Source organism: Desulfitobacterium sp. (assembly GCF_982384815.1).
On the sequence record NZ_CEVWNY010000041.1, the window covers coordinates 1 to 23749 of the forward strand.

Consider the following 23749-nt stretch of genomic DNA (forward strand, 5'->3'; position numbering starts at 1 on the left):
CTGGTGGAAATGAATGAGTCGGATCGCTGTTGTGGTTTTGCCGGGTCTTATTCCATTAAGTTCCCGGAAATGTCCGGACCGATTCTGGAAAGGAAAATTCACAATATTGAGGCCACCGGTGCCGAGGTTGTGGCAGTGGACTGTCCGGGATGCCTTATGCAAATTGCCGGGGGCATTGATCAAACCGATCTAAAGGTTAAAGTTAAGCATACTGCCGAGCTGCTTTTAGAAAAACGTCAAAAATAAGTCGGAATACCAATTCTTCCACGCGGAAAGATTAGAGGTGGAAGCCGAAGAGCTAGGGATGCCGGAGAAGCACTGCTTTAAAGCAGTGCTTCTCTGATAAAGAGTTTAATTTCCTAGTTGCCCTGTTTTTGTGGTAAAATATACTTATATTATATGATAACCAATGGTAAATCTAGGAGGAAGTATGATAAAATCTATACTGTTTGACTTGGATGGAACCTTAACTATTATGGATCAGGATGAATTTATGCAGAACTATGTGGGTCTTTTGGCCCCGCGTTTTAAACAATTTATGGCCCCGAAGGAATTTGCCAAACAATTAAATCGTTCTACAGAAGCGATGATTAAGCAACCATTAGAAGGAAAAACTAATCTTCAAACCTTTTTTGCCGATTTTACTAAAAACACGGGGTTAACTTATAATACTTTATGGCCTATTTTTGAGGCTTTTTACCGTACGGATTTTCCGGCGCTGCGTTGCCTGGTGAAAATTAATCCGCACGGAAAAGAAGCAGTGGAGAGTGCAATCGCAAAGGGATACACTGTGGCCGTTGCGGCTAATCCGGTTATGCCGATTCAAGCCATTGAAGAACGGGTTCGCTGGGCCGGATTATCTCCGGAGATATTCAAGGTCATCCCTTGTATAGAGTCCTTTCATTATTGCAAGCCCCAAGTTGGATTTTACCGCGAATTAGCTAACAATTTGGAGTTGGATGCTAGTGAGTGTTTAATGGTAGGGAATCACCCTGTTGAAGATCTGATCGCTCAAGAAATTGGCATGAAGACTTTTTATGTAGGGCCACTTGATGAAGATATCCAAACAACCTATAAGGGAGATATCGCAGAACTGACACAGCGAATTAAGGCGGGAAATCTCTAAGGTTAAAGAGAGGGAAGCGACATGGGAGTTTTTGTCCAGCAAGCATCTGCCAACTGGGGCATTGCCGAGGCAAACATTGTACCTAAACATATGCGTGGAGTATTGCATGAGTTTTTAAGGCGATATCGGGAATTAGAGAGCCTTAAGCATAGGGAAATATTTTGGATGATGTTTGTTATTTTTTCCGGTTTTCTTAGTTTATGGTGTATAATGGTTACTGCGCCGTTGGATTTTTTCTTGCTGGATATTCTTCTAATGATAACTTTTTTTCTTGTATTGCTGAAATATTTAAGGGTTCGCAGGACGGCCCAACATGTTTATATAAATGTTCATGTTCTTTATCATCATCTATTGGGTAAGCTTGAAGTTGGTTTCTGTGAACATGATTACCCCTGTGAATGTGCAGAGGATTTTCGTAAGTATGTTCAGAGGCAGTATGGGGTTTCGATTTACAGAACCTAACCCTGGCATTGCTTAAAATGGATGAGAGCAAGTGGTATGGACATAATATAAAAAAAGATCTATAGATAACTTTGTTAGGAGGAATCAGCATGAAAAAGTATGTATGCACAGTCTGTCAGTATGTTTATGATCCCGCGGTAGGTGATCCGGATTCCGGTGTGGCTCCCGGAACAGCTTTCGAGGATATTCCCGAGGACTGGGTTTGCCCAACCTGTGGGGTAAGCAAAGATGAATTTGAGGTTTATGAGGAGTAGTAATACATAGTGACAAAAGGCCGTTGCTAAACGAACTATTTTAGTTCGTTTGCAACGGCCTTTTGTCAATGGGCAATGAAATCTAACTGATGGTATCGGAAGGAAGCTCGTCACTTGGTCCCGGTTCACCACTGTTTCGAAAAAGTGTCATACCCGGATTGGCTTGGGCCGGGTCGAATTCACCATTGTTGGTTGCCATGGTCGTTTGAGGATTTTGGTCGGCGCAGGCTTGTTCTTTGCCCGGCATAGACATGGGATAGCCAGGAGCCGCTGTGTTTTGGGTTTGGTTCGTTACCCCGGAGAACATAGCGGGATTAGCTTGTGCTACCGTGTTTTGACCAATATTTAGATAGACTTGAACAGAAACAGGTGTAGCCAGAATGATGTCATTGTCCTTGTATCCCATAGCTACCAGTTCCAAATACCTTTTTTGGGCATCCTGTTCATTGAGAAGATCTAGTTCTTTTTTTAAACCAACCACATATTCCAAGTTAATCACCTCAAGACAATTATGAGCATTTCTTGGAATTTATATGCATGTTTAAAGGGCAAGAACTGCCGCTTCGTCACGGTCCAGCTTATCCAGGCAAGATTTTAAACGCTGGAGTAGTGCCGGATCTGTTACCGCATCCTTCATTTGCCGGAGCAGGTCAATGGTACGGCGAATCACGGATATGATGTCTCCTTCATCTAGGTTAGAAAGCCGCTGAACTTCTGCAAAAGACAATCCTTGGCTCCAGGAATAAACGATGACTGAGACACGAGGATCATAGCGGACGGAGTCGGTGCCGCAGATGCTTTGAAGGTAACGAGCTAAATCATGGACTGGAGTCCAATCGAGGACCGGTAGTCTCTGAAAATAATCGTTTTTCCTCGCTTCAAAATCAATCACCGAGAGCAAACCGTTTAATTGGTCATCATCGAGAGTATCGAACAATCCTGAAAAGATCAATTCCGTAACCAATAATTCTTGAACATAGATATGACGGGCGCATTCTCCACGGGGGAGCAGGGCGTCTCCGCGGATATACCCCATCTGGATCAATTGATTCTTTTTATACTCAAATTCCTTGAAGAAATAATCCTGATCCGGTAAAGCCTTAAGCTCTTTCCGGATTTCCGCCATGCTTTGTTGTAATTTTCTACGGTTTTTACTTTCTTCTTCGCAATGAGTCAGCTTTGAATTAGGACATTTTTGCGGGGTGTGGGCTAAAAGTTTTTCCCAGTTTTTGATCTTGCGGGCCATTTCCCGGCCATAGACCCGATTTTGGCGGCGGGGACCTAAGGCTTGGTAGGCTCGTTTAAGCCGATCCAATTCTTTCTTTTTGGGCAGATACTTTACAGGACAGGCGAAGGAGTCGGCATGAGAGCATACATTTTTTCCGTTGGTGTTGAATTGCTCCTCCAATTGTGCAAGCTCCGCTATCAATTGACCATGGGTTTGTAGGTAACTATGGGCGGCAAAGCTTTTTTGAAAATATATTTGGATTTGTTCGGTTGTTAAGGTAGCCTGGAGGTTTAGAACTGTATTATAGCTTAATCTAAATTGGCTGGTCAGTGGTTCCAGTCTGTTAATATTAAAACGGGGTGGTGGACTTTTCTCCATGTAATTAAGATCCACTAAAGCAAAAGAATAACCTCGTTCATCTAACCCCCGGCGGCCGGCGCGTCCAGACATCTGAAAGAACTCGTGATTGGCCAAAGGGCGAAAATTACGACCGTCAAATTTATTAAGAGTATCAAAACAAACAGAACGCACCGGATAATTAATGCCGACACTGAAGGTTTCCGTACAGTAAAGAACGTGGATCAACCGTTGGAGAAAAAGCTCTTCCACCAATACTTTTTGGGCCGGTATCAGTCCGGCGTGATGAAAGGCAATCCCTTTAACGGCTACCCGTCGTAATAGACGAGTAGAAGCCGACCACTCAGCTTCCGGACCAAAATGCTCTAAGAAGGCGTCCTCTACCAGTTTCCTTTCCAGTGGTTTTAAATAATTGGTAAAGGAGGCTAATTCGGAGGCCTTATCGGCACACTGCCGACGACTAAAGACGAAATAAAGGGCGGGGAGGTATTGTTTTTGGATAGCTTTAATGAGATCGATGTGGTTAGTAGGGGCAAACAAATTGCCCTCGCTGAAACCGGTGTCTTTGATACGCTGGCGATAGTATTTCCAAAGCTTATCATAGGTGACCAGCCCTGTGTCCTTGGCAAAATAATAATATTCTAAAGGCACGATCCGGCGATTTTCCTGAATTAAAGCTACCTCTTCATTACGGATATCAGCGATCCATTCTACTAACTGCTCAGCATTGGCAATTGTGGCACTTAAACCGAGCAGCTTCATGTGGGAAGGGGCTAAAATTATGGACTCTTCCCAAACGGTGCCTCGTTCTTCATCATTAAGCCAGTGGATTTCATCGAAAATGATGTAGGATACGGACTCCAAGGTAGGATCATCGGTAATGACCTGGTTGCGGAAAATTTCTGTGGTCATAATCAAGAGGGGAGCTTCGGAATTAAGTACCACATCACCAGTTAAGATGCCGATATTTTCCGTTCCGAAAAGGGCTTTATAATCTTTGAATTTTTGGTTGCTTAATGCTTTAATGGGAGCAGTATATATAATCCGGCGTCTCTCTGCCATGATCTTTTCCACCAGATAGTCTGCTACCAGGGTTTTTCCGGTTCCGGTAGGTGCTGCTACAATTACGGATTTGCCGGCATCAATGGCCGCTAAAGCTTCCGTTTGAAAAGGATCTAGGGTTAAACCATGGTAGATGCGTTCTGTCATGAAATATCATCTCGTTTCTTCCTGGGTTTTACTTATTTTAACAAACCCTTAATCAGGGGTCAAATTATGGTAGTATTATTCTCGGTAAAAGATGGCATGTTCATCCCCCAAAGGCCATAAGATGAATTATAGAACTGGCCAAGGGGGGAGTATTAATGTCATTGCGCCTAGAGGCCGAACAAGCTATGGGATTGCGTTTTCCGGAAAAAAACGGTGAGGCGGTAATTCGTTTTGAGGAAACTATGGAGGTTCCCCAGGGGGCGGAAGCTTTAATGCGTGGTCTTTACCGGGATCCCGATGAAATTAAAAAGGGATTTAGAAACCTCCACCAGGAGACCGCCACATTATTAGAGATTCTTATGCCTCGCCGAGCCCGTCTGCGAGAATGGTTTGAGGAATTACCGGAGCAACCGAAAGAGGCGGAAACTTTTTTGCGGGAGAGTTCAGAGAAAATTCACCAACAGGACCGTAAATTATCCCAACTTGAGATTGACCTGATCGCTCGATTGGAGGAAGCGAGTTTAGAGGATTTATTTCCTTTACCGCTTTCGGCGTTTGCAAATATTACTTTCACAGATCCTGGTATTAAGATTTACCTTCGCCCTTTAGGAAGATTAGCGGAGATCCTGAAATTAAATCCGGAGAGCTTGAGGCAAGTTGTTCGCATTCATTTCCTCTATAGCTTATTGGTTCTTGCCGGCCAAGATTTAGACGGACAATCCTTTCAGCGGGGCAATGAGGATACTACCCTAATTGGAATCACTTCCTTTTTTACCTTAAAGCATATTAAGAAGCATCCACCGGAGTACCAGCATTGCTATATGGAATGGGTGAAGTCGTGGGGCGGGAAGAGCTTTTTGCGTTTGATCCCCCAAGAAAGCAGCATAGAAAAAGTAAGAGCCGCCATAATTTTTTGGCGGCGTAATCCGGAATTGTCCTGGGAAGGAGTGTGGAATTGTCTGCACTCACTAGAACTGGAAAAAGCAGCAGGGCCGCGGCCGCTCTCATCATGGCCAGTCCGCTAGTTCTTGGGGGCGCAGAATCTCCATACGGTCTTCATTTTGCCGGATGATTTTTAACTTTTTCCATTGGTTTAAGGTGCGGTTTACTAATTCCCTAGAGGTTCCAATCATACTGGCTAAGTCACGATTAGTTAGAGTTGCATCGAAATAAATGGGGAGCCCCGGAGAGTCGGCCGGCTTTGCCAGCCTAAGCAAGAGGGTGGCTAAAATTCCTGCGGTTGAGCGGCTGGTCAGGACCCGGATAAATTCTTGATACAGTCGCAAACGCATATTCAGGATACGAATCAGAGTAACCGCTAAACGAGGGTGATTTTCCAAGATTTCTACCATTCCCCGATTGGAAAAAACAAGCAGCGTACTTTCTTTTACTGCTTCTGCCGTAGCCGGGTAGGAGCCTGGCTCAACCAATAAAATCTCGGCAAGGCTGTCATTGGGGCCACACCAGTCAAGAATCTGTTCATTGCCGTCCGGTAAAGTCTTACTGAGCTTGACTTGGCCCTCTAAAACAAAGTAAACCAAATTGCCGATTTCCCCCTCGATAAAAAGAATCTGGCCTCTTCGGTATTTGCGAGTTTTGAACTGAGGTAAAAGGGCAATCAGGTCTTCATCAGCTAGGGATGAAAATAAAGTAAAACGTCTCAGGGACTGTGGATCGAGCAAAAAAATATCCCTCACTTTTAGCTTATAGATTAATCTTCACAGAAATTCGTTAATCAGAATAACAATACTATATAATAATTAAGGAGAGTCAATTATGCAAACTGTGGACAGCACTCCAATTAGTGTTCGTTTTGTAGCTAATTCACAATTCAAGATTACGGCTTTGATTATCTTTATCCTAGTCACAGCAATAGTAATTGTTTGCGGTGAGATGTGATTAGTGTGAAGGTGTATTTGCTACTTGCTTGGCCGCTAGCACGATAGCTGAAAGAACCCGGGTTTTATCCGGTAAAGAATCTGATTCCCAATGGGTAAGGATTTCTCCTTTCAGAGAAACATAATACTTGCAGGGCAATTGATTGAGAGTGAGTGCTTTAATATCGGCTTGACAACGTTCACAGCCGCAAGGTAGTTTGTATTTTTCCATATATTCCTTTAGGGCTTGCTGTACCACACTTTCAGTGTGGTTTTTTAATTCATACATTTTGCTGCCTCCCCTTTAAATGTTATCCTACCATCATAATAGTAGGTATTAGGTTTTCATACAAGAGAATTTGGAAAATAACTACACCTTTTTTAAGAATCAGGGTAAAATACCACTGGGCCCTACGGAAAGAAAAGAGGGAGAAAATGGAGAAGATTAAATTAATCGCTACCGGCGGTACTATAGCAATGCGGAAAGATGAATTTGGCAAGGCAGTACCGGCCGTTTCAGGTCATGATCTTTTGGATAGTATGCCTCAGTTGCGAGAAATCGCCCAGTGGGATATCAGTGAATTCAGCAATGTTGCCAGTTGTAATTTTGATCCGGGGCGGATGCTTAATCTGGCACGAGTTGTCAATGAGAGTTTTGCCGACTCCGGCTATGCGGGGATAATCATAACCCATGGGACAGATACCTTAGAAGAAACAGCCTATTTCTTAGATTTAACGGTTAAGGATCAGCGACCGGTTATTCTTACCGCCTCCCAGCGGGATGCCTCGGAAAGAGACTCGGATGGACCGCGCAATCTCCATAATGCTATGCGGATAGCCTTAGATTCCCATGCCAAGGGTCGGGGGGTATTGATTGCCCTTAACGAAGAAATTCATGCAGCAAGGGATGTCCGCAAACTCCACACTAGTCAAGTTGATGCCTTTAGTTCCGGTGAATTAGGATCCTTGGGCAGTATCGATTATGATGAAGTTATCTGGCACCGCAAGCCGGAGCCTTCAATTAAATTTGAGCTTCCCACCAGGCTGGCCAAGGTAATAATTAGTAAGGCTTATACCGGTATGGATGAAAATTCTTTAGACTGCATGGTGAATTCGCAAGTAGAGGGAATCGTTATTGAGGCCTTTGGTAGGGGTAACCTTCCGCCGGAACTGGTTCCGGCGATTCAGAAGATTACGGAACGTCATATTCCTGTGGTTATAACTTCCCGTTGTTTATTCGGACGTACTGCCCCCATCTATGGCTATCCGGGCGGAGGGGCTGATCTTCAACGTCATGGGGCTATCTTTGCCGGCGATCTATCCACTGAGAAAGTTCGCTTGCTTCTAAGCATTGCCTTAGGCTTGGGAGTGCCTTTAAAAGAGCTTCGGGAAATTCTCAACCGTGGTGGTGTAAAGTAGACAAGTCATGAATAATCAATTACAATCCTAATGAAAGACATATTTGAAGCCTAGGAAAGCGGGGATTTAATAGGATGGATTATTCCGGTAAAGATAAAGCTACATATGTTCAGGAGACCTTTAACTCCATTGCCAAGCGTTATGACCTTATGAACACTCTGATGAGTTTTGGCTTAGATAAAGAATGGCGTAAAATAGCCGTTCGTACCGTAGAAGCAAAATCGGGAATGCAGATGGTAGATATTTGCTGTGGTACCGCTCAACTATCTTTGGAGCTTGCCATGGCCGTAAGCCAATCGGGACATGTTACCGGGTTGGACTTTTCGGAAAATATGTTGGAAAAAGCCAAAGAGAATTTGTCTGGTTCCCCATATCGTTCCATAATTGATTTGCGTCAAGGAGATGCCATGAACCTGCCTTTTGCCGATAATTCTTTTGACGGAGCCACAGTGGGCTGGGGACTTCGCAATCTCCCCGATCTGGAAAAAGGCATCCGAGAAATGATTCGCGTGGTCAAGCCAGGCAGTATGGTTGTTTCTCTAGACATGGCTAAGCCAACTATGCCCGTTTTTAAACAGGCTTACTGGCTATATTTTGATAAATTGGTTCCTTTGATGGGTAAGCTTGGGGCAGGAAAAGGCAAGGCTTATCAATATCTTCATGACTCCGCTGTAGAATTTCCGGCCCAGCAGGAACTAGCAAATATTTTTGCGCGCTGCGGGCTGATCGAAACCCGTTATCAAAATCTCGCCGGCGGGGTAGTGGCTATCGTTAGTGGCCGTAAACCTAAATAAGGATGATAAACATCAGCAAGCCTAATTATCAGCAAATGGAAAATTTTATTGGGTCAAGATGCCTCACTGCGTTCAGCATGACATGGTGGAGTGTCATCCTGAGCATAGCGAAGGATCTTTATATCAAAAACTAGAGCGAATAAGCAACTTATTTCGGTAATTTATGTTAAAGTAAGTAAAAATGAAATATTAGGGATTAAGAATTAGGGATTAAGAGGTGGAAATAATGACAGAATTAGTAGTCGGCCTAAAGGGAAGAGCGGAAAAGACAGTGGACCAAGCCAATACAGCAAAGACGATGGGGAGCGGTTCTTTGGCTGTCTTTGCTACCCCGGCTTTAGTGGCAATGATGGAGGAAGCGGCTGTTAATGCTTTAGTGCTGGAGGATGGACAAAGCAGCGTGGGTGTTTCCTTAGCTATTAAACATACAGCGGCAACCCCTCTGGGCATGAAAGTATGGGCTAATGCAGAGTTAATTGAGATTGACCGCCGCCGTTTAGTCTTTAGAGTTGAAGCCTTTGATGAAAAAGAACAAATCGGCTCCGGCTTGCATGAGCGTTTTTTAATCGATGCCGAAAAATTCATGACTAAAACACTGTTAAAGAGTAACGGACAGGAGTAATTGTCATGGATAGCTATTTTACACTGCAAGAAGAATCTACATGGGAGCAAGTAATAGATAAATCCCGATTTATTGGTATTGTCTATCCGGTTAGCAACACGAACGAAGTTGAAGAAAAACTTCAGGAAGTTCGCCAACTTTATCCCAACGCACGCCATTATGTGTACGCCTATCGGCTCTACCAAGGGAAACTGGAAAAATCAACTGATGATGGTGAACCTCAAGGAACCGGTGGCAGGCCGGTTCTTGAGGTTCTGCAATATCGTGAAATTTGGGATGTCTTAGTAGTGATTGTCAGATATTTCGGGGGTATTCTTTTAGGAGCTGGGGGGCTAACCCGTGCATACGGGGGAACCGCTCGTCAGCTCATGGACCAGGCTCCTGTTCAGCGGCTTGTACCTCATGTCGTCTTCGCAATCGAAGCCGGTTATGATTGGTATGAACCCTTAAAATATCAGTTGAGGCAGTTTTCTTGGAAGATGGGGAATGAGGAATTTCTGGTAACAGTAAAATTCCAAGTTTTTATTCCATGGGATGATCGACTGAGATTTCTCGATTGGCTGGCGGATTTTACCGATCGTAAAATCAATCCGCAGGAACTTGGTATTACCATGCGCGCAAAATAGCAAGCGTTTAAAGAAGATAAAAAAGTCAGACTATTTTTACTTTAGGAAAAAGATAACTTTCACTTGTATTTGGTATATATTTCACGTATAATAAAAGCAAAGAAAGTGAAATTGTTAACTAGCGTTATATAACATATTGATCACTTCTAAATATTTTTAAGAGGAGGGAACCGAATGTTAGGCTGGATTGCTATGTTAATTCTTGGGATATTCTTACTCACTTGTGGCGTTGCAATTTGTGCTTCCTTACGCCAAATTTTTAAAATCACCATTAATTCCTTTAATACCCCTAAGAGAGAAGGAAAGGTTACAAGAATTGCTCAGGCATAAAGAATTTTGTTACTTAAGGACTGTCTAAGATTTAGGCAGTCTTTTTAATTGATCTGATTTCATGCTGCTCTAGCGGTATCACCGAGGCATGGATAATAGTCTAGAGCGGAATTTCAGAGGTTTGTAAGAACTACCTACTACAATGCATATAGATGGAGGTGAAGAGATGGATTCGGGGATTATTATTAACATGGATAAAACGGGAATTCCTTAAAAGAGCAGGAGAAACTAGGTTTATGTCGAATATACGAGATAGTTGAAGGAAAACAAGGGGGGGAGCAGGAGATTTCGCTATATTGGATAACCGTAATTGGTGTCAGCGCCCCCTTTATCATTATTATGATGCTAATGTCCGGCCGCTTCAACCTGAAAAAGCTGGAGGCCTTATTTATGTCCTTGCTTATGGTCAGCCTCGCTCTGCTGTTTCCTTTTTTTCTTCGGCGTGGAAAAGTTCTTGAATGGGGTCTTTTAGTAGCCGCTCTTCTTCTTATACCCTTAGGAATTATGGTTTTTAGAGATCATATGCCCGCCACCAAAGCAAAGAAATGCCCTCATGAAAGTAGTGGCGAAGTTCTTACTGATCCGGAGCTTTCAGGAATACTCAGTGAGTATGTTGATTCAGAGGCGGTACATATAGAGCCTGAAGAGCTAATGGAATCTATAGAGACGGGCGATACCGGAGAACTTTTGATTTCAGAAAAGTTTAGGCATCCCGAGGTGATTGAAGAGGAGTCTAAAGAACTCGTTGTAGCGGAGGTACCTATTGATCCGGAAGAACCTGCGGAAATACCGGCTACTGAGGAAGAGGGGATATTAGAGTGGACCGGGGAGCCGGTTAAAGATCGGGAGATACGGGCCGATAATACGGAATTCAGTTTAGAGCAATTGATCGAAAAAGGATTTCAGGCCAAAGAGCAAGGACGGTATCATTTGGCCGCAGAATGGTTTATCTTGGCTTTGGATAAGAAGCCATCCTGTGATATAGCTTACTACTTGATTGTGGAAGCTTGTGAGTATTGGATGAATGGTCTTTCAACTCATGATGCGTTGGATAAGGTTGCACCTTATCTCAATGAGTATATTCAAAATGCTCCTCCGGGCTGGGGGATGAAGCTGATGGAGTGGTTGGAAAAAGAGAAACTGCCATTCCCAGGTAATTATCTAGGAAGGATTGATTGATTAATGAAGGCAAGTGCGGAAATCAAAGGTCTACGAATTATTAGTATATCCGAAGGAACTCAGATAGGAACGGTAAAGGACTTTATTCTCAATCCACAAAAAGGGAGTCTGGATTTTTTTGTTGTGGACCAACCCTCAGATTATTTCGGAGCTAAAGTTATAGCTTATCCCGATATTGTGGGTTTGGGTGAATTTGCTTTGACAGTCCCCAATCCTGAGGTAATCCAAAGCGTAGCCAATAGTCCTGAAGCGCAGGAGCTTCTTAAGCAAGGCGTGGAGGTAATTGGGACTAAAGTTTTGACGAAAAAAGGAGCCTTAAGCGGAGAAGTCAAAGAGATTCTCATTGATGAGGTGACCGGTAAGATTGCTCAATGTACCATCACAGATAATCAAGGGGAAAACCGTCAAGTTAATGGTGAACAAATCATTACCTTTGGTAAGGAACTTTTGATTATTGAGCAAGATCCCGGTGAAAGCATGAAGGTAGCGGCTACTGAGCTTCCTGGTAATGAAAATACCGAACTATCGCCGGTAGTTGATGAGTCTCCGGAAGTTGTTACTATGGCAGCAATAAGCGATCAACCCAATGAAACTGCGGACTTTAATCTCTTTGAGCAAAGACAATTACAGTACTTTGTCGGTAAAGCTGTAGTTCAGGACATTGTACTTGACAGCGGTGAAGTTTTGCATGCCGGTGAACCCATGACGGAAGGGATAATTCGTCAGATTACTACCCGTAACAAGCTAATGGAAATCACATCTTTACTCCATAAAAATTAAGTTAGGATTTATATATGTTAAAAAGGAAACCATTTCTCTTGCTTTTAATAATGCTACTTAGTCAGCTCCTCCTTTCAGTCCTCTTGGGGGCATCGGTGACTTATGGGGCAGGATATGCAAAGGCTCCTGAAGGATTAACGATCTGGGGAAACGATTTAAGTGGGATGACAAAAGAAGAAGCATATGAAATCCTTACTAATGAGATCCCTAAAGCCGTAATCTATAATCAAGAAATTTACCCTCTAGAGCTTAAAGAAACTTATCGAGACTTGGAAGATTATCTTAATAGTCAATACGCTATATCCACCGGAAGCTTGCTAGCCGATGCCTTTGAGTATTTAGGGAGAATTCCCGGTTCCTTGCAATCCCCGGAAAAATTTAATAAAGGGGAAATTTTTATTCAACTGCAAGAATTTGCTCGAAGAATTGACCGTGAAGGAAAGGCGGCTCGGGTTTATTATGAAAATGGAGCAGTTGTTCTAGTGGAAGGTAGTAGCGGTGAAAGCTTGAACATTGAATTGTCCTGGGAGAAGTTACGACAAAGCAAAGGTTTTGAAGCAGTGCCTTTGCTTACAGAAGTAATAGAAGTTCATCCGACTACCGAAGAATTACAGAAGGTGAAGGATACTTTAGGGGATTACACAACCTATTTTGATCCTTCTTTTTACGAAAGGGTTAATAATATTGAGCTTGCAGCTAAGGCCATTGATGGGGTGGTTCTCCCTCCCGGCGGAGAATTTTCCTTCAATGACGTAGTAGGAGAGCGGGACTCTGCCAAAGGTTATCTACCTGCGTTGGTATTTATGGGCAACCGGGTTGTGACCGATGATGGTGGTGGAATCTGCCAAGATTCCACCACCCTTTATCAGGCAATTAAACAGGCTAATCTAAAGGTTACGGAAAGGCATACCCATTCACTGCCGGTGTCCTATGTTCCGAGAAGAGAGGATGCAACAGTAGCTTATGGAGTATTGGATTTTCGTTTTAGAAATGATACTCAAAACTATCTCCTTATTAGCACCAAGACAGGTAAAAATTGGGTGCGCGTGAGAATCTTTGGTGTATCTGATTCGGATCACCCTACACTGCAAGCCCCTGATGGTTATCCCGTCAAACCGGAGGATTGGATTAACGACCCCAAATAATTAAGAAAAAGCGCACCCGTGTATACTGAGTGCGCTTTTAATATAACTAAATGGCATTATCCGGATCATTAACGGGTAGATAAAATAATACATTACAATAAGTGAGTGCTCTTTGTGTCTTCGTGAGAAAATGTGGTTATTGTAAGGGGGGAAATTGGTGCGTCAAGTAAATGTGAATTCCCTTAAAATTGGCGATGTTTTGGGAAAAACTATTTATTCCAGTAATGGGCGGGTATTATTAGGAAAAGGAGTCAAGCTGACGCCTCTATATATAAGCAAGATGCGGGATATGGGGATCACCATTGTTTATATTGAGGACGACCGTTTTGATGACGTAGTACCGGAAGATGTCATTGATGAAGAGAATAGAAGGGAAGCAATGGAGATCATCGAGCAGGCTTCCCAGGCGGTCCGACTTGGTAAAAACATTGATGAATTCCATTTGCGCGATATGGTCAGTAAAATCGTCGAACAGATCTTGTTCAAAAAAGATATCTTAATCAACATGATGGATATTCGCAGTAAGGATAATCATACTTTTGCCCATTCGGTAAATGTCTGTGTCCTTTCTACAGTCCTGGGTAAAGTCATGCTTTTAGATAAGGAAAGGCTTGAGACACTAGCGGTAGGCGCTTTATTGCATGATATTGGTAAAGTGCATCTTCCCCAAAATATTCTGGAGAATTATAACAATCTAACTAGGGAAGAGGAGGAGGAACTCAAAATCCATACAACTTTGGGTTTTGAGGAATTGCGCAAGCGCAAAGAGCTTAATCTTGTTGTAGCTCATATTGCCTTTCAACACCATGAGCATATTGATGGAACCGGATATCCACGGCAACTTAAAGGGGATGAAATTCATCCTTTGGCGCAAATTGTGGCTATTGCGAACCTTTATGATAAACTGACTTCCGATCACAGCGGCCTCAAAAGAGTGATGCCCCACGAGGCCTGTGAGATCCTCATGGGGCTGGTAGGCAAGGCTTTTCCCTTAGAGCCGGTGCGCTTATTTTTGCGTAATATTGCCGCATATCCTACAGGGAGTACCGTTCGTTTGAATACAGGAGAAATAGGCGTTGTTGTGGATCAAAATCCAAGTATACCGGCACGTCCGGTAGTTCGGGTCTTTGATGATATGAACTTTGAGGTTGGTCAAGGGAAAGAGTATAATATGGTTGAAAACAGGATTGTTTTTATAACAGAAGTATTGAGCTAATTAATCTTTGACGACTGTGGAACTTGGACAGATGGTCGCGAGAGGACAGTCCTGACATTTGGGGTTGCGGGCTGCACAGATTCTCCGTCCATGCCAGATTAACCAATGGTGGGCTTGATTCCACTGGGAACGCTGGATACGATCTTGCAACTGTTTCTCGATAACATCCGGATTAGTTCCCTGGGCTAAGCCGAGTCGATTGGAGACCCGAAGAACATGTGTGTCTACAGCTAATGCAGGTATACCGAAGGCATTGCTCAATACTACATTGGCAGTTTTTCTTCCGACACCGGGCAGCTTAGTCAGGGCTTCCAGCTCCGGGGGAACCTTACCACCATATTCCGCCACTAAAATCTTACAAGTGGCCAGGATATTTTTAGCTTTATTATGGTAAAGACCGATTTCTTTAATAAGGTTTTCCAGCTCCGTTAAGGTTAAGGTTAAGAAATCTTCAGGAGTATTATAATTCTGAAAAAGCTTTTCAGTCACTTGGTTAACTTTTTTATCTGTTGCCTGAGCACTCAGCATAGTGGCGATGAGCAGCTCAAAGGGAGTGGCATAATTCAACTCACAGTGGGCGTCGGGATAGGTATCGGCTAAAAGGCGAAGAATAGTGTTAACCTTTTCGGGGTTAGTCATTAATTCGTCAGGTTTTGTTTTAATCATGTTAACCTCCTTGAAATTAATTATCGCAAATATCTAAAACCGTTACCAATAAAGGAAAGGGAGTATTAAGTGGAAGATCATGTATTGGGTTTATATAATTCGTTGTACGGATAATACCTTGTATGCCGGTTCAACTCCAAGGCTGGAGAAAAGAATCCAAGAACATAATGAGGGAAAAGGGGCCAAGTATACCCGGGGGCGGCGCCCGGTGACCCTTTTACAGGCTTGGACAGTTGAGAATCGTAGTCAAGCTCTTCGGTTAGAGGCTTTTCTAAAGCGCTTTTCGCGAAAGGAAAAGGAGGAACTGGTTGCCGAGCCGGAATTGTTGCTTATCCGTGCCCAAGGGCATGGTTACGAGTTTAATATGGGGATTGAAGAGAGAGTTTGGAAAGGATGATTAATATGCCAATTGTACAAATCGAACTTTTGGAAGGGCGCACTTATGAACAAAAGAAGGCAATGGCGGAAAAAGTAACTCAAGCTATTGTCGAAACCACTGGAGCAAAGGCAGAAAACGTAACAATTATCATCCGGGATATGGAAAAAGGGAACTTGGCCAAAGGCGGTGTTCTTGCCTCCGAAAGCCGGTGATAATAGCCAAAAAAGAGGCTGATTATTGCAGTTAATGCAAGGTCAGCCTTTCATTATTCTAATAAATACACCCACCGATAAATTCGCGTAGGATGGAGTTAAAGGGTACTTTAGAAACATCAAGAATTTCAAAATGATGGAGAAGTCTTAAAAGGTGAGATGCGGTAGCGTAATAGGGGTGATCTACAGGAACCGAAACTAACAGTGGTTCTGCATAGGCTTTAAGAGCATTAAGCTCATAAAGAAGGCTGGAATTGAACATGACATCTGCTTCCTCTTGATAAGGGAAAATATTGTTGTTTTCCCCCCGCCGTACACTTGGCCATTGATTGAGACTCCCTTCGGGGGTGATGCCCCGGTATTTGTCATCACGGACGAGGCGGCGAATGAGACGTGCTTCGGTAGTGGAAATGCGGTTATGGAAATCAATATTGGGCTGAAAGAGTGCGCTGATATAGATTTTAAAAAGCTGCGTACGTTCTAAGGAGGGTAGAAGTCGTGGATTAAGGGCGTGGATTCCCTCCATGACCAGAATTTCATCCTTCTCCAGCTTCATCAGCTGTCCTTCCGCTTTCCTTTGTCCGGCGACAAAATCAAAGACTGGACGTTCGATTTCTTCACCATGGATTAAAGCTCTGACATGCTCGTTTAAAAGAGGGAGATCTAAGGCTTCGAGGGCTTCAAAATCATACTGACCATCTTGGTCAAGGGGAGTGTTTTCCCGATCAAGAAAATAGTCATCCAAAGACAGGGCAATTGGTCGAATTCCATTGACTCGCAGCTGAGTAGATAAGCGTTGGGCGAAAGTGGTTTTACCTGAGGAAGAAGGACCGGAAATGAGGATGATACGGATGTTTTTGCGCTGTTGCAAGATCCGATCAGCGATCAGGGAGATTTTCTTTTCATGGAGTGCCTCCGCTAAGAAGATTAATTCGATGTTGCCATTGCGGACGTTTCTATTGATATCTTCCACTTTATCCAAACGAAGGTTTTCGATCCAACGCTGAGATTCCAGGAAGGTGGCGGCCAGTTTTTCCGGAGGCAGGTAATTTGGCAGTTGATCCGGATGATCGGGATCGGAAAAGAGCAGGATAAATCCAGGTGGATAAAAATTTAAAGTAAAAGGCCAATAGGTTTCCGCCGGATGTAAGGCAGGATAGAGGGACTTGATAAAAGCATTGTTAACTTTTGTGCGGTAAAAACCGTCATCTTCCGCACAGGAAATAATCTGTGGTTTGGCATCAACCCATTGATGAAGTCTTTCATCAATCAACTTGACTTCCCGAGGGGAAAGGGGGGAATTATCCAGCTCACAGTAGATCCCGTCTAAGATGGAATACTGGATTTTTAACTGCTCCCGTGGAAAGAGATCCTCGACTATTGTAATTAAACCAAAAATAAGGGACTGGCGATATTGGCGATGGGTGGATTCATTTATACTCATGATATTGACTCCTTTATTCTAGGTTCATTGGGTTGGTATATAGTTTCTACAGGAAGGACCGACCTTCCTCTTAGTTTTTAGAATTACTGTACTAAATAAATGGTATACTGGAGAAGGAGAAATGTCTACCGGTAGCGAATACATTGCGGATAAAGTCTTGGGGAGTGAAGCGTGTTGTACGAAAGCACAAGAGGTAATTACCCTGATCAACCGGGGAAAGAGGCCATTGCCTTAGGTATGGTTCCGGTAGGTGGCTTATTTGTCCCAAAAGATCACCCAAAATTAAATTGGCAAGAGCTCAGAGGATTATCCTATTCCCAACTTGCCCAATTAATTTTTAAATACTATCTTCCCGATTTTACGGCAGACAAATTAGTTCAAGCTGCAGGGGTATATAATAATAAAGTATTCGCTGGGGACAATCCTGCACCACTAATGAAAGTAGGCGGTCTGGGAATATTGGAATTATGGCATGGCCCTACTTCGGCCTTTAAAGATATGGCTCTTCAAGTGTTGCCCTATTTTTTAGGGGAAAGTATGCAGGTATTAAGTCAAACCGATAAGGTTTTGATTCTCGTGGCTACCTCCGGGGACACGGGAAAGGCGGCTTTAGAAGGGTTTAAAAATGTCAAGGGAACGGAAATAATGGTCTTTTACCCTGAGCGAGGGGTGAGTGCCGTTCAAGAACAGCAAATGACCACTACCGATGGTCTGAACACTAAAGTTGTGCCCGTGATTGGAAATTTCGATCACTGTCAGTCTACTGTGAAGGAGATCTTTGGCGATAGAGCATTAAGGGAAAAATTTGGACAGCATAGAATTGCCTTTTCCTCCGCGAATTCGATTAACTGGGGACGCCTTCTTCCTCAGATCATCTATTACTTTTGGGCCTATTTGCAGGGAGTGGAATCCGGACAGATCCGCCCCGGCGAAAAAATGAATGTTGTCGTTCCCACCGGTAACTTCGGTAATATTCTCGCTGCTTATTATGCCCAAGTTATTGGCTTACCCATCAATAAATTGATTTGTGCTTCTAACGAAAATAATGTTTTAACGGATTTCTTCACTCAAGGGGTATATAATCGCAACCGGCCTTTCTATGTAACATCTTCTCCATCTATGGACATCCTTATCTCCAGTAACTTCGAGCGTTTTCTCTATGAGGTCTCCGGAAAAGATGCTCAGAAGGTCAATAATTGGTTTAAGGATTTGCAGGAGAAGGGGGAATTCACGGTAGATCAAGAGACACTCACCAGGGCTAGAGAAGCGGTTGCTGCCGGGTGGGCTAATGAAAAAGAGGTCCTTGAGGTGATTAAAAGCTACTATCAAGAGCATTCCTATGTCCTTGATCCTCATACCGCGGTTGCTATCAAAGTATATCAAGACTACAAACAGGAAACTAAAGACGATACCTTTACGATGATCGCTTCTACTGCCAGCCCCTTTAAATTTGCCAAAACGGTACTTGAGGCGATTGCTGCCAAGGCTGTAGCTAAAGATGAATGGGCAAATCTTGAAAAACTCAGTGAAATAACCGGCTGGGCCATTCCTAAAGGTCTCCAGGGCTTAAAAGATAAGCCGACCTTTGCCCTGGATCATGCCAAGCCTGAGGAAATTCCGGAACTCATACAGCAGGTATACTTGACTAATTAGAAAGTAAAGTTTGGATAAGAATTTTCAGGGAAGGACCTCGGTATCGTTCTGAAAGGGTATTTTAGTTAAAAAGACTGTTGTCTCGAACCATAAGTTCAAGGCAACAGTCTTTCATCATTATTCCTTACCAATTGATTTGGCTTTGGGATATGAACCTAATAATTTAGTGCTGACTCCCTTGTCCCGCAAAGCCCAGAGGGCTTCTTGGATTGAGGGAGAGAATACATAGCCATCGATATCAACAAAAAACACATATTCTCCCAGCTTCTTTTTCGAGGGGCGAGACTCAATACGGCTTAAATTAATTTTGCGTAAGGCGAATTCTTGAAGGACACTATACAGGGCACCGGGTGTATCACCGGCAATAATTAAAAGAGAAGTTTTGTCCTCTTCATTCATCTCCGCCAGATGGTGGCCAACGAAAATAAAACGGGTAGCATTGAGCATGGAGTCTTGGATCTTTTCTGCTTGACAGTGTAAATTATAAATTGTGGCTGCTCTCCGGGGACCGATGGCAGCCCAATTTTCTTTGGGGTTACTGGAGATCATAAAAGCTGCTTCAGCAGTGCTGGGGCAAGAGGTTTGCTCCGCCTGGGCTAGATAGGTCTCCAGAAAGTCACGACATTGGCCCAAGGCTTGCTCATGGGAATAAACTCGTTGGATTTGACTTAAATCCAGTGGCTTGGAGGTTATTAAGCATTGGTCTACAGGATGAATAAATTCCCTCATAATGTAAAGGCTTTCAGTTTGACCCAGCATATCCATGGTAACTCCAACCTGACCTTCGGTGGAGTTTTCCAGTGGTACAAAAGCCCCTTCGATCTCCAAAGCTTGGCAGGCCAATAATAGCTTTGGAATTGTCGTAAAAGGAATAAGCTCCACCGGGGGAGCGACAACTTCCGGTTGGGTAGCTAGAAATAGTTGAACTGCCTCCTCTGAAAAACTTCCCTTAGGCCCTAAATAACCGATTTTCATAGAATATCCTCCTCATCTTTTCCATTGCTTGTTTTCTGTCCTGGAAAAAGATCCTTCAGTCGTTCCTCCCTCAGGATGACACTTTTTCCGTCCTGTGATGTTCAGATACAACATATAAGTCCGGCTAGTTGAATAAAAAATGGCTTAACTCTCCCTAAGTAAGGGACGAGTTAAGCCACGTGGTACCACCCTTTTTGCTGTCTAAACAGCCGCTCACATGATCAATGATTAGATCAAGGCTGATAACGGCAGCAACCGGCGCACTCTACTCCTAGTTCAAGAACGCAACTCCAGAGTGAATATCCGTTTCCAGCAACCACTAAAGCTCACAGTCTCCGACTCTAGTTCCCTGAAGGCCTGGTTGAACGTATGCTCTCTATCATTGTTATTAACCCTTTGATTTATCAAATTATATCAAGAATCCAATTGAAAAGGAAGTATTTTTATTCTAGCTTATTTTTAGCTTGCACAAACTATCCAAGCATATTAAAATATGTGTGGAAGGTTGGGGAACCTTCCTGGGAGATAGGTGGACGAGGTGGCAGAAACAGGCAGTGGAACGTACGCTGCCTGTTTCACTTTATTTTTGGGATTTTGCTAAAGATAGCCATTGCTGAGTATAATAAAAGAAAGAATTAGGCTCCGGTCAAAGTTCGGTTGGAGTGTAGTTAATCAAGGAGGGTGGCTTAATGGAACAAGCTAAATTAAAATCTCGTTCGGAAATTCCAGAGGAATATAAATGGCGCCTAGAAGATATTTTTCCTAGCGATCAAGCCTGGGAGGACGAATTTAAGCGAGCGGAAAAACTTCTCGAACGGGCGGTCGAATTCCAAGGACACCTTGGTGACTCTGTCGAAATCTTATTGAGCTGCTTTGAATGGATGGATGAAATCGGGCAAAGTATCGGTGAAATCTACACCTATGCCCGGATGCGGCGGGACGAAGATAATCGCGAAGCACGCTATCAAGCCCTTACGGACCGGGCCGGCGCTCTTTCGGTAAGAATCGGCAGTGCCTTGGCCTTTGTTGTCCCGGAGATTCTAGCTTTGCCGGAAGGTCGGCTTAAGGAGTTCCGCCGGGAAAACTCCCGGATGAAGCTGTACGACCATGCCTTCGATGATATTTTGCGTAAGCGCGAACATGTTTTAAGCCCTGCTGAGGAAAAACTGCTGGCGGAAATGGGAGAAATTGCTGATGCTCCCAGTACGATTTTTGGGATGGCTAATAATGCGGATATTAAGTTCCCAACAATTAAAAATGAACAGGGCGAGGAAGTTGAACTGACGAAGGGTAACTTTATTCAGTTCATGGAAAGTGAGAACCGCGGGGTTCGCCAAGAGGCCTTTGAAACTCTTTATGGTACATATCAGAAGCAGATTAATACCTGGGCCGCTATTCTTAATTCCAGTATTAAGGGTGATGTGTTTTTTGCCAAAGCACGGCAGTATCCTTCGGCGATCGAATCATCCTTAGATGATGATAAAGTTCCCCTTACAGTCTATAACTCCTTGATCGATACTGTTCGGGAGTTCCTGCCGGAAATGCACCGCTATGTGAAGCTGAGAAAGAAGGCCTTAGGTCTGGCTGAGCTTCATATGTATGATATTTATGTCCCCATTGTTTCGGAAGTTAAAATGAAAATAACCTATCCGGAAGCAGTGAAAATGTGCCTGGAGGGACTCAACCCTTTAGGGCCGGAATATCGGAAGGTCTTGGTAGAGGGCTTTAATTCCCGCTGGATTGATGTTTATGAAAACCAGGGAAAGACCAGTGGAGCTTATTCCTGGGGAACCTATAACGCTCATCCTTATGTGTTGCTTAACCATCAGGATACTTTGGATTCAATGTTTACGATTGCCCACGAGATGGGGCATTCTCTCCATACATACTTTTCTAACCGGACCCAGCCTCATATTTACGCCGGGTATAAGATTTTCGTGGCGGAAGTGGCTTCGACACTTAATGAGGCCTTAGTCATGGAGCATTTGCTTAAAACTACCGAAGATCCGAAGTTGCTTGCCTATTTATTAAATCATTACTTAGAGCAGTTTAGAGGAACGGTTTTCCGTCAGACCATGTTTGCGGAATTTGAAAGCAAAACCCACGCTATGGTTGAGGCGGGAGAGGCATTAACGGCAGATATATTATCCAGTGTTTATCTGGAACTTAATAAGGATTACTATGGCCCGGACGTGGTTATGGACCCTCAAATTGCCATTGAGTGGGCGAGAATTCCCCATTTTTATAATGCCTTTTATGTATATAAGTATGCCACCGGATTTTCTGCCGCTACGGCTTTGGCCGGCAAGATTCTTAAGGAGGGAGAGCCGGCTGTAGAGCGTTATCTTGAGTTTTTATCCGGTGGCAGCTCGGATTATCCAATTGAGCTTTTGCGCAAAGCGGGTGTGGATATGGAAACTCCGGTGCCCGTAAGAGAGGCACTTCAAGTATTTAAGAGTCTCCTGGATCGTTTGGAAGAGCTTGTCTAAGAAGTCCTGAATAGTCCGTAGCCCGCCATGCCGCTACGCAGCACAAGAAGATGATGAAAAATGTCCGTCAGTTGATATACGCTTGACAAGGAGATGAGATAGGAAGAGTATTAGGTTCAGGGGAAAAAGCTACTCCGATGATTTGAAACAGATCTATATATTAGAAAGAAAGGATGAAATATTATGAGTGATGCATGCGGCTCTTGTCCTTCTAAAAGTTCTTGCACTACGGGAACTTGTTCGGAAAAACCGGAGCTTACAAAGGCTCAGCAAGCAAGTAATGTAAAAAGCGTCATTGCCATTATGAGTGGTAAGGGTGGCGTTGGGAAATCCTCTGTAACTTCGATGCTGGCAGTTAGTTTAATGCGCCAAGGGTACAAGGTCGGTATCCTGGATGCCGATATTACCGGGCCCAGTATCCCGAAAATTTTCGGAATCAAAGGTAAAGCCAATGTTAACGAAACAGGGGTAATTCCCACTGTGACCCCCAATGGAATTAAGCTCATGTCTTTAAACCTGATGGTTCCTAATGAGGACGACCCGGTAATTTGGCGGGGTTCGATTATTACCCAGCTTGTCCAACAGTTCTGGAAAGACGTTATTTGGGGTGAACTAGACTACTTGCTTCTTGACTTACCACCAGGGACCGGGGATGTACCGATTACGGTTTTCCAATCGCTGCCTGTTAGCGGAGTAGTCATTGTCTCCAGCCCTCAACAGTTGGCGGGGATGATTGTACGCAAAGCTATTAATATGGTGAAGAAATATGATGTAACCTTCTATGGATTAATTGAAAATATGGCTTATGTATCCTGTCCTCATTGTGAAGAAATAATTGAGGTCTTTGGCAAACCTCAAGGGAAAGAAGAAGCGGCCAGGAACGAAATACCTTATCTGGGGCAATTGCCCATCGATCCTGTTCTTGCTACTATGTCGGATCTAGGCGAGATTGAGGATTACCAATCCGAGAACTTTGCGCTTATTGCCAAGCGGTTGGCTGAGGAAATAGAAAGAACTGCAAAGTAAAGTTTTTAGAGGGGGTGACCTGGCTCAAGCCGGGAAAGTATGAAATCAACGATTCGCGATCTGGGATTGGCACCTCAAGGCCAATTGAAAATCGATTGGGTTCAAGCCCATATGCCCGTGTTAAATACCTTGCGGGAGGAATTTGAAAGAACCCTACCCTTTAAAGGAAAAAAAGTAACCATCTGTCTTCACCTGGAGGCTAAGACAGCTTATCTTGCCAAAGTTATTCAGGCCGGCGGGGCAGAAGTTACGGTAGTGGCAAGCAATCCTCTTTCCACCCA

At 43.7% G+C, this 23749-nt stretch carries 28 protein-coding genes and 1 other annotated feature; of the genes, 21 read left to right on the top strand and 7 right to left on the bottom strand.

The window, feature by feature from the left end; all coding sequences use genetic code 11:
* The 4 genes from AC1U9U_RS08185 to rd all read left to right on the top strand — a co-directional run.
* On the top strand, window positions 1–246 hold a 246-nt coding region (locus AC1U9U_RS08185; RefSeq protein WP_479960064.1), incomplete at its 5' end, for a heterodisulfide reductase-related iron-sulfur binding cluster.
* Window positions 247–430: 184 nt separating this feature from the next.
* On the top strand, window positions 431–1126 hold the full coding sequence (locus tag AC1U9U_RS08190; RefSeq protein ID WP_479960065.1) for an HAD family hydrolase: 696 nt from the start codon (window positions 431–433) through the stop codon (window positions 1124–1126).
* A 21-nt stretch (window positions 1127–1147) separates the two neighbouring features.
* Entirely contained in the window at window positions 1148–1588 is a 441-nt protein-coding gene (locus AC1U9U_RS08195; RefSeq protein ID WP_479960066.1) for a hypothetical protein, read from the top strand.
* An 89-nt stretch (window positions 1589–1677) separates the two neighbouring features.
* Window positions 1678–1842, top strand: coding sequence for a rubredoxin (rd, locus tag AC1U9U_RS08200; protein ID WP_479960067.1), 165 nt, complete (start codon window positions 1678–1680; stop codon window positions 1840–1842).
* A gap of 82 nt (window positions 1843–1924) precedes the next feature.
* On the opposite strand, the gene AC1U9U_RS08205 is transcribed toward rd, so the two are convergent.
* Both AC1U9U_RS08205 and AC1U9U_RS08210 read right to left on the bottom strand, forming a co-directional pair.
* Complete coding sequence (locus tag AC1U9U_RS08205) at window positions 1925–2332, bottom strand: hypothetical protein (RefSeq protein WP_479960068.1); 408 nt, start codon at window positions 2330–2332, stop codon at window positions 1925–1927.
* A gap of 51 nt (window positions 2333–2383) precedes the next feature.
* Window positions 2384–4636, bottom strand: a complete 2253-nt coding sequence (locus AC1U9U_RS08210; RefSeq protein WP_479960069.1) for a DEAD/DEAH box helicase — start codon at window positions 4634–4636, stop codon at window positions 2384–2386.
* Window positions 4637–4791: 155 nt separating this feature from the next.
* Here AC1U9U_RS08210 and AC1U9U_RS08215 point away from each other — a divergent pair, with 155 nt between their 5' ends.
* A complete protein-coding gene (locus AC1U9U_RS08215; protein WP_479960070.1) occupies window positions 4792–5661 on the top strand; it encodes a hypothetical protein in 870 nt (289 codons plus the stop codon).
* On the opposite strand, the gene AC1U9U_RS08220 is transcribed toward AC1U9U_RS08215, so the two are convergent.
* A complete protein-coding gene (locus AC1U9U_RS08220; protein WP_479960071.1) occupies window positions 5644–6318 on the bottom strand; it encodes a Crp/Fnr family transcriptional regulator in 675 nt (224 codons plus the stop codon). The two genes, AC1U9U_RS08215 and AC1U9U_RS08220, sit on opposite strands and share 18 nt — an antisense overlap.
* A gap of 94 nt (window positions 6319–6412) precedes the next feature.
* On the opposite strand from AC1U9U_RS08220, the gene AC1U9U_RS08225 reads away from it, so the two are divergent.
* Complete coding sequence (locus AC1U9U_RS08225; RefSeq protein WP_479960072.1) at window positions 6413–6535, top strand: hypothetical protein; 123 nt, start codon at window positions 6413–6415, stop codon at window positions 6533–6535.
* On the opposite strand, the gene AC1U9U_RS08230 is transcribed toward AC1U9U_RS08225, so the two are convergent.
* Complete coding sequence (locus AC1U9U_RS08230; protein WP_479960073.1) at window positions 6536–6802, bottom strand: late competence development ComFB family protein; 267 nt, start codon at window positions 6800–6802, stop codon at window positions 6536–6538.
* Window positions 6803–6948: 146 nt separating this feature from the next.
* On the opposite strand from AC1U9U_RS08230, the gene AC1U9U_RS08235 reads away from it, so the two are divergent.
* From AC1U9U_RS08235 to AC1U9U_RS08275, 9 genes are all read left to right on the top strand, one after another.
* On the top strand, window positions 6949–7932 hold the full coding sequence (locus tag AC1U9U_RS08235) for an asparaginase (protein WP_479960074.1): 984 nt from the start codon (window positions 6949–6951) through the stop codon (window positions 7930–7932).
* Between the two features lie 74 nt (window positions 7933–8006).
* On the top strand, window positions 8007–8726 hold the full coding sequence (locus AC1U9U_RS08240) for a demethylmenaquinone methyltransferase (RefSeq protein ID WP_479960075.1): 720 nt from the start codon (window positions 8007–8009) through the stop codon (window positions 8724–8726).
* A gap of 226 nt (window positions 8727–8952) precedes the next feature.
* The gene (locus AC1U9U_RS08245) at window positions 8953–9348 is read left to right on the top strand and encodes a thioesterase family protein (RefSeq protein ID WP_479960076.1); all 396 of its coding nucleotides are present in this window, start codon (window positions 8953–8955) and stop codon (window positions 9346–9348) included.
* A 5-nt stretch (window positions 9349–9353) separates the two neighbouring features.
* Window positions 9354–9974 carry an IMPACT family protein gene (locus AC1U9U_RS08250; protein ID WP_479960077.1) on the top strand — a complete coding sequence of 207 codons (621 nt, stop codon included), beginning with the start codon at window positions 9354–9356 and terminating at the stop codon, window positions 9972–9974.
* A 174-nt stretch (window positions 9975–10148) separates the two neighbouring features.
* Complete coding sequence (locus tag AC1U9U_RS08255; RefSeq protein ID WP_479960078.1) at window positions 10149–10304, top strand: hypothetical protein; 156 nt, start codon at window positions 10149–10151, stop codon at window positions 10302–10304.
* A gap of 390 nt (window positions 10305–10694) precedes the next feature.
* Complete coding sequence (locus tag AC1U9U_RS08260) at window positions 10695–11483, top strand: MFS transporter (protein WP_479960079.1); 789 nt, start codon at window positions 10695–10697, stop codon at window positions 11481–11483.
* A 3-nt stretch (window positions 11484–11486) separates the two neighbouring features.
* On the top strand, window positions 11487–12263 hold the full coding sequence (locus tag AC1U9U_RS08265) for a PRC-barrel domain-containing protein (RefSeq protein WP_479960080.1): 777 nt from the start codon (window positions 11487–11489) through the stop codon (window positions 12261–12263).
* 50 nt (window positions 12264–12313) lie between these two features.
* Window positions 12314–13408, top strand: coding sequence for a VanW family protein (locus tag AC1U9U_RS08270; RefSeq protein WP_479960081.1), 1095 nt, complete (start codon window positions 12314–12316; stop codon window positions 13406–13408).
* A 157-nt stretch (window positions 13409–13565) separates the two neighbouring features.
* Window positions 13566–14624, top strand: coding sequence for an HD-GYP domain-containing protein (locus tag AC1U9U_RS08275; RefSeq protein WP_479960082.1), 1059 nt, complete (start codon window positions 13566–13568; stop codon window positions 14622–14624).
* Here the strand turns inward: AC1U9U_RS08275 and nth are convergent, their stop codons facing one another.
* On the bottom strand, window positions 14625–15290 hold the full coding sequence (gene nth / locus AC1U9U_RS08280) for an endonuclease III (protein ID WP_479960083.1): 666 nt from the start codon (window positions 15288–15290) through the stop codon (window positions 14625–14627).
* A 79-nt stretch (window positions 15291–15369) separates the two neighbouring features.
* Between nth and AC1U9U_RS08285 the strand changes: the two genes are divergently transcribed.
* Both AC1U9U_RS08285 and AC1U9U_RS08290 read left to right on the top strand, forming a co-directional pair.
* The gene (locus AC1U9U_RS08285) at window positions 15370–15687 is read left to right on the top strand and encodes a GIY-YIG nuclease family protein (protein ID WP_479960084.1); all 318 of its coding nucleotides are present in this window, start codon (window positions 15370–15372) and stop codon (window positions 15685–15687) included.
* 5 nt (window positions 15688–15692) lie between these two features.
* On the top strand, window positions 15693–15881 hold the full coding sequence (locus tag AC1U9U_RS08290) for a 2-hydroxymuconate tautomerase (protein ID WP_479960085.1): 189 nt from the start codon (window positions 15693–15695) through the stop codon (window positions 15879–15881).
* Between the two features lie 58 nt (window positions 15882–15939).
* Here AC1U9U_RS08290 and AC1U9U_RS08295 read toward each other — a convergent pair whose 3' ends face one another.
* Entirely contained in the window at window positions 15940–17325 is a 1386-nt protein-coding gene (locus AC1U9U_RS08295) for a uridine kinase family protein (RefSeq protein ID WP_479960086.1), read from the bottom strand.
* Between the two features lie 174 nt (window positions 17326–17499).
* Here AC1U9U_RS08295 and thrC point away from each other — a divergent pair, with 174 nt between their 5' ends.
* A complete protein-coding gene (gene thrC, locus AC1U9U_RS08300; RefSeq protein ID WP_479960087.1) occupies window positions 17500–18978 on the top strand; it encodes a threonine synthase in 1479 nt (492 codons plus the stop codon).
* A gap of 117 nt (window positions 18979–19095) precedes the next feature.
* Here thrC and pheA read toward each other — a convergent pair whose 3' ends face one another.
* Window positions 19096–19953: a prephenate dehydratase gene (gene pheA, locus AC1U9U_RS08305; protein ID WP_479960088.1), complete on the bottom strand. Its 858-nt coding sequence runs from the start codon at window positions 19951–19953 to the stop codon at window positions 19096–19098.
* A 158-nt stretch (window positions 19954–20111) separates the two neighbouring features.
* Window positions 20112–20345: a binding site (T-box leader), on the bottom strand.
* 297 nt (window positions 20346–20642) lie between these two features.
* Between pheA and pepF the strand changes: the two genes are divergently transcribed.
* From pepF to AC1U9U_RS08320, 3 genes are all read left to right on the top strand, one after another.
* On the top strand, window positions 20643–22442 hold the full coding sequence (pepF, locus tag AC1U9U_RS08310; protein ID WP_479960089.1) for an oligoendopeptidase F: 1800 nt from the start codon (window positions 20643–20645) through the stop codon (window positions 22440–22442).
* Window positions 22443–22625: 183 nt separating this feature from the next.
* A complete protein-coding gene (locus tag AC1U9U_RS08315) occupies window positions 22626–23468 on the top strand; it encodes an Mrp/NBP35 family ATP-binding protein (RefSeq protein ID WP_479960090.1) in 843 nt (280 codons plus the stop codon).
* A gap of 39 nt (window positions 23469–23507) precedes the next feature.
* A partial coding sequence (locus AC1U9U_RS08320) for an adenosylhomocysteinase (RefSeq protein WP_479960091.1) occupies window positions 23508–23749 on the top strand: 242 nt, incomplete at its 3' end.

Excerpts from the sequence above, each read along its gene's own strand:
- AC1U9U_RS08190 (WP_479960065.1), top strand. The coding sequence starts at position 431 with ATGATAAAATCTATACTGTTTGACTTGGATGGAACCTTAACTATTATG.
- AC1U9U_RS08195 (WP_479960066.1), top strand. The coding sequence starts at position 1,148 with ATGGGAGTTTTTGTCCAGCAAGCATCTGCCAACTGGGGCATTGCCGAG.
- rd (WP_479960067.1), top strand. The coding sequence starts at position 1,678 with ATGAAAAAGTATGTATGCACAGTCTGTCAGTATGTTTATGATCCCGCG.
- AC1U9U_RS08210 (WP_479960069.1), bottom strand. The coding sequence starts at position 4,636 with ATGACAGAACGCATCTACCATGGTTTAACCCTAGATCCTTTTCAAACG.
- AC1U9U_RS08215 (WP_479960070.1), top strand. The coding sequence starts at position 4,792 with ATGTCATTGCGCCTAGAGGCCGAACAAGCTATGGGATTGCGTTTTCCG.
- AC1U9U_RS08225 (WP_479960072.1), top strand. The coding sequence starts at position 6,413 with ATGCAAACTGTGGACAGCACTCCAATTAGTGTTCGTTTTGTAGCTAAT.
- AC1U9U_RS08230 (WP_479960073.1), bottom strand. The coding sequence starts at position 6,802 with ATGTATGAATTAAAAAACCACACTGAAAGTGTGGTACAGCAAGCCCTA.
- AC1U9U_RS08235 (WP_479960074.1), top strand. The coding sequence starts at position 6,949 with ATGGAGAAGATTAAATTAATCGCTACCGGCGGTACTATAGCAATGCGG.
- AC1U9U_RS08240 (WP_479960075.1), top strand. The coding sequence starts at position 8,007 with ATGGATTATTCCGGTAAAGATAAAGCTACATATGTTCAGGAGACCTTT.
- AC1U9U_RS08245 (WP_479960076.1), top strand. The coding sequence starts at position 8,953 with ATGACAGAATTAGTAGTCGGCCTAAAGGGAAGAGCGGAAAAGACAGTG.
- AC1U9U_RS08250 (WP_479960077.1), top strand. The coding sequence starts at position 9,354 with ATGGATAGCTATTTTACACTGCAAGAAGAATCTACATGGGAGCAAGTA.
- AC1U9U_RS08255 (WP_479960078.1), top strand. The coding sequence starts at position 10,149 with ATGTTAGGCTGGATTGCTATGTTAATTCTTGGGATATTCTTACTCACT.
- AC1U9U_RS08260 (WP_479960079.1), top strand. The coding sequence starts at position 10,695 with ATGTCCTTGCTTATGGTCAGCCTCGCTCTGCTGTTTCCTTTTTTTCTT.
- AC1U9U_RS08265 (WP_479960080.1), top strand. The coding sequence starts at position 11,487 with ATGAAGGCAAGTGCGGAAATCAAAGGTCTACGAATTATTAGTATATCC.
- AC1U9U_RS08270 (WP_479960081.1), top strand. The coding sequence starts at position 12,314 with ATGCTACTTAGTCAGCTCCTCCTTTCAGTCCTCTTGGGGGCATCGGTG.
- nth (WP_479960083.1), bottom strand. The coding sequence starts at position 15,290 with ATGATTAAAACAAAACCTGACGAATTAATGACTAACCCCGAAAAGGTT.
- AC1U9U_RS08285 (WP_479960084.1), top strand. The coding sequence starts at position 15,370 with ATGTATTGGGTTTATATAATTCGTTGTACGGATAATACCTTGTATGCC.
- AC1U9U_RS08290 (WP_479960085.1), top strand. The coding sequence starts at position 15,693 with ATGCCAATTGTACAAATCGAACTTTTGGAAGGGCGCACTTATGAACAA.
- AC1U9U_RS08295 (WP_479960086.1), bottom strand. The coding sequence starts at position 17,325 with ATGAGTATAAATGAATCCACCCATCGCCAATATCGCCAGTCCCTTATT.
- pheA (WP_479960088.1), bottom strand. The coding sequence starts at position 19,953 with ATGAAAATCGGTTATTTAGGGCCTAAGGGAAGTTTTTCAGAGGAGGCA.
- pepF (WP_479960089.1), top strand. The coding sequence starts at position 20,643 with ATGGAACAAGCTAAATTAAAATCTCGTTCGGAAATTCCAGAGGAATAT.
- AC1U9U_RS08315 (WP_479960090.1), top strand. The coding sequence starts at position 22,626 with ATGAGTGATGCATGCGGCTCTTGTCCTTCTAAAAGTTCTTGCACTACG.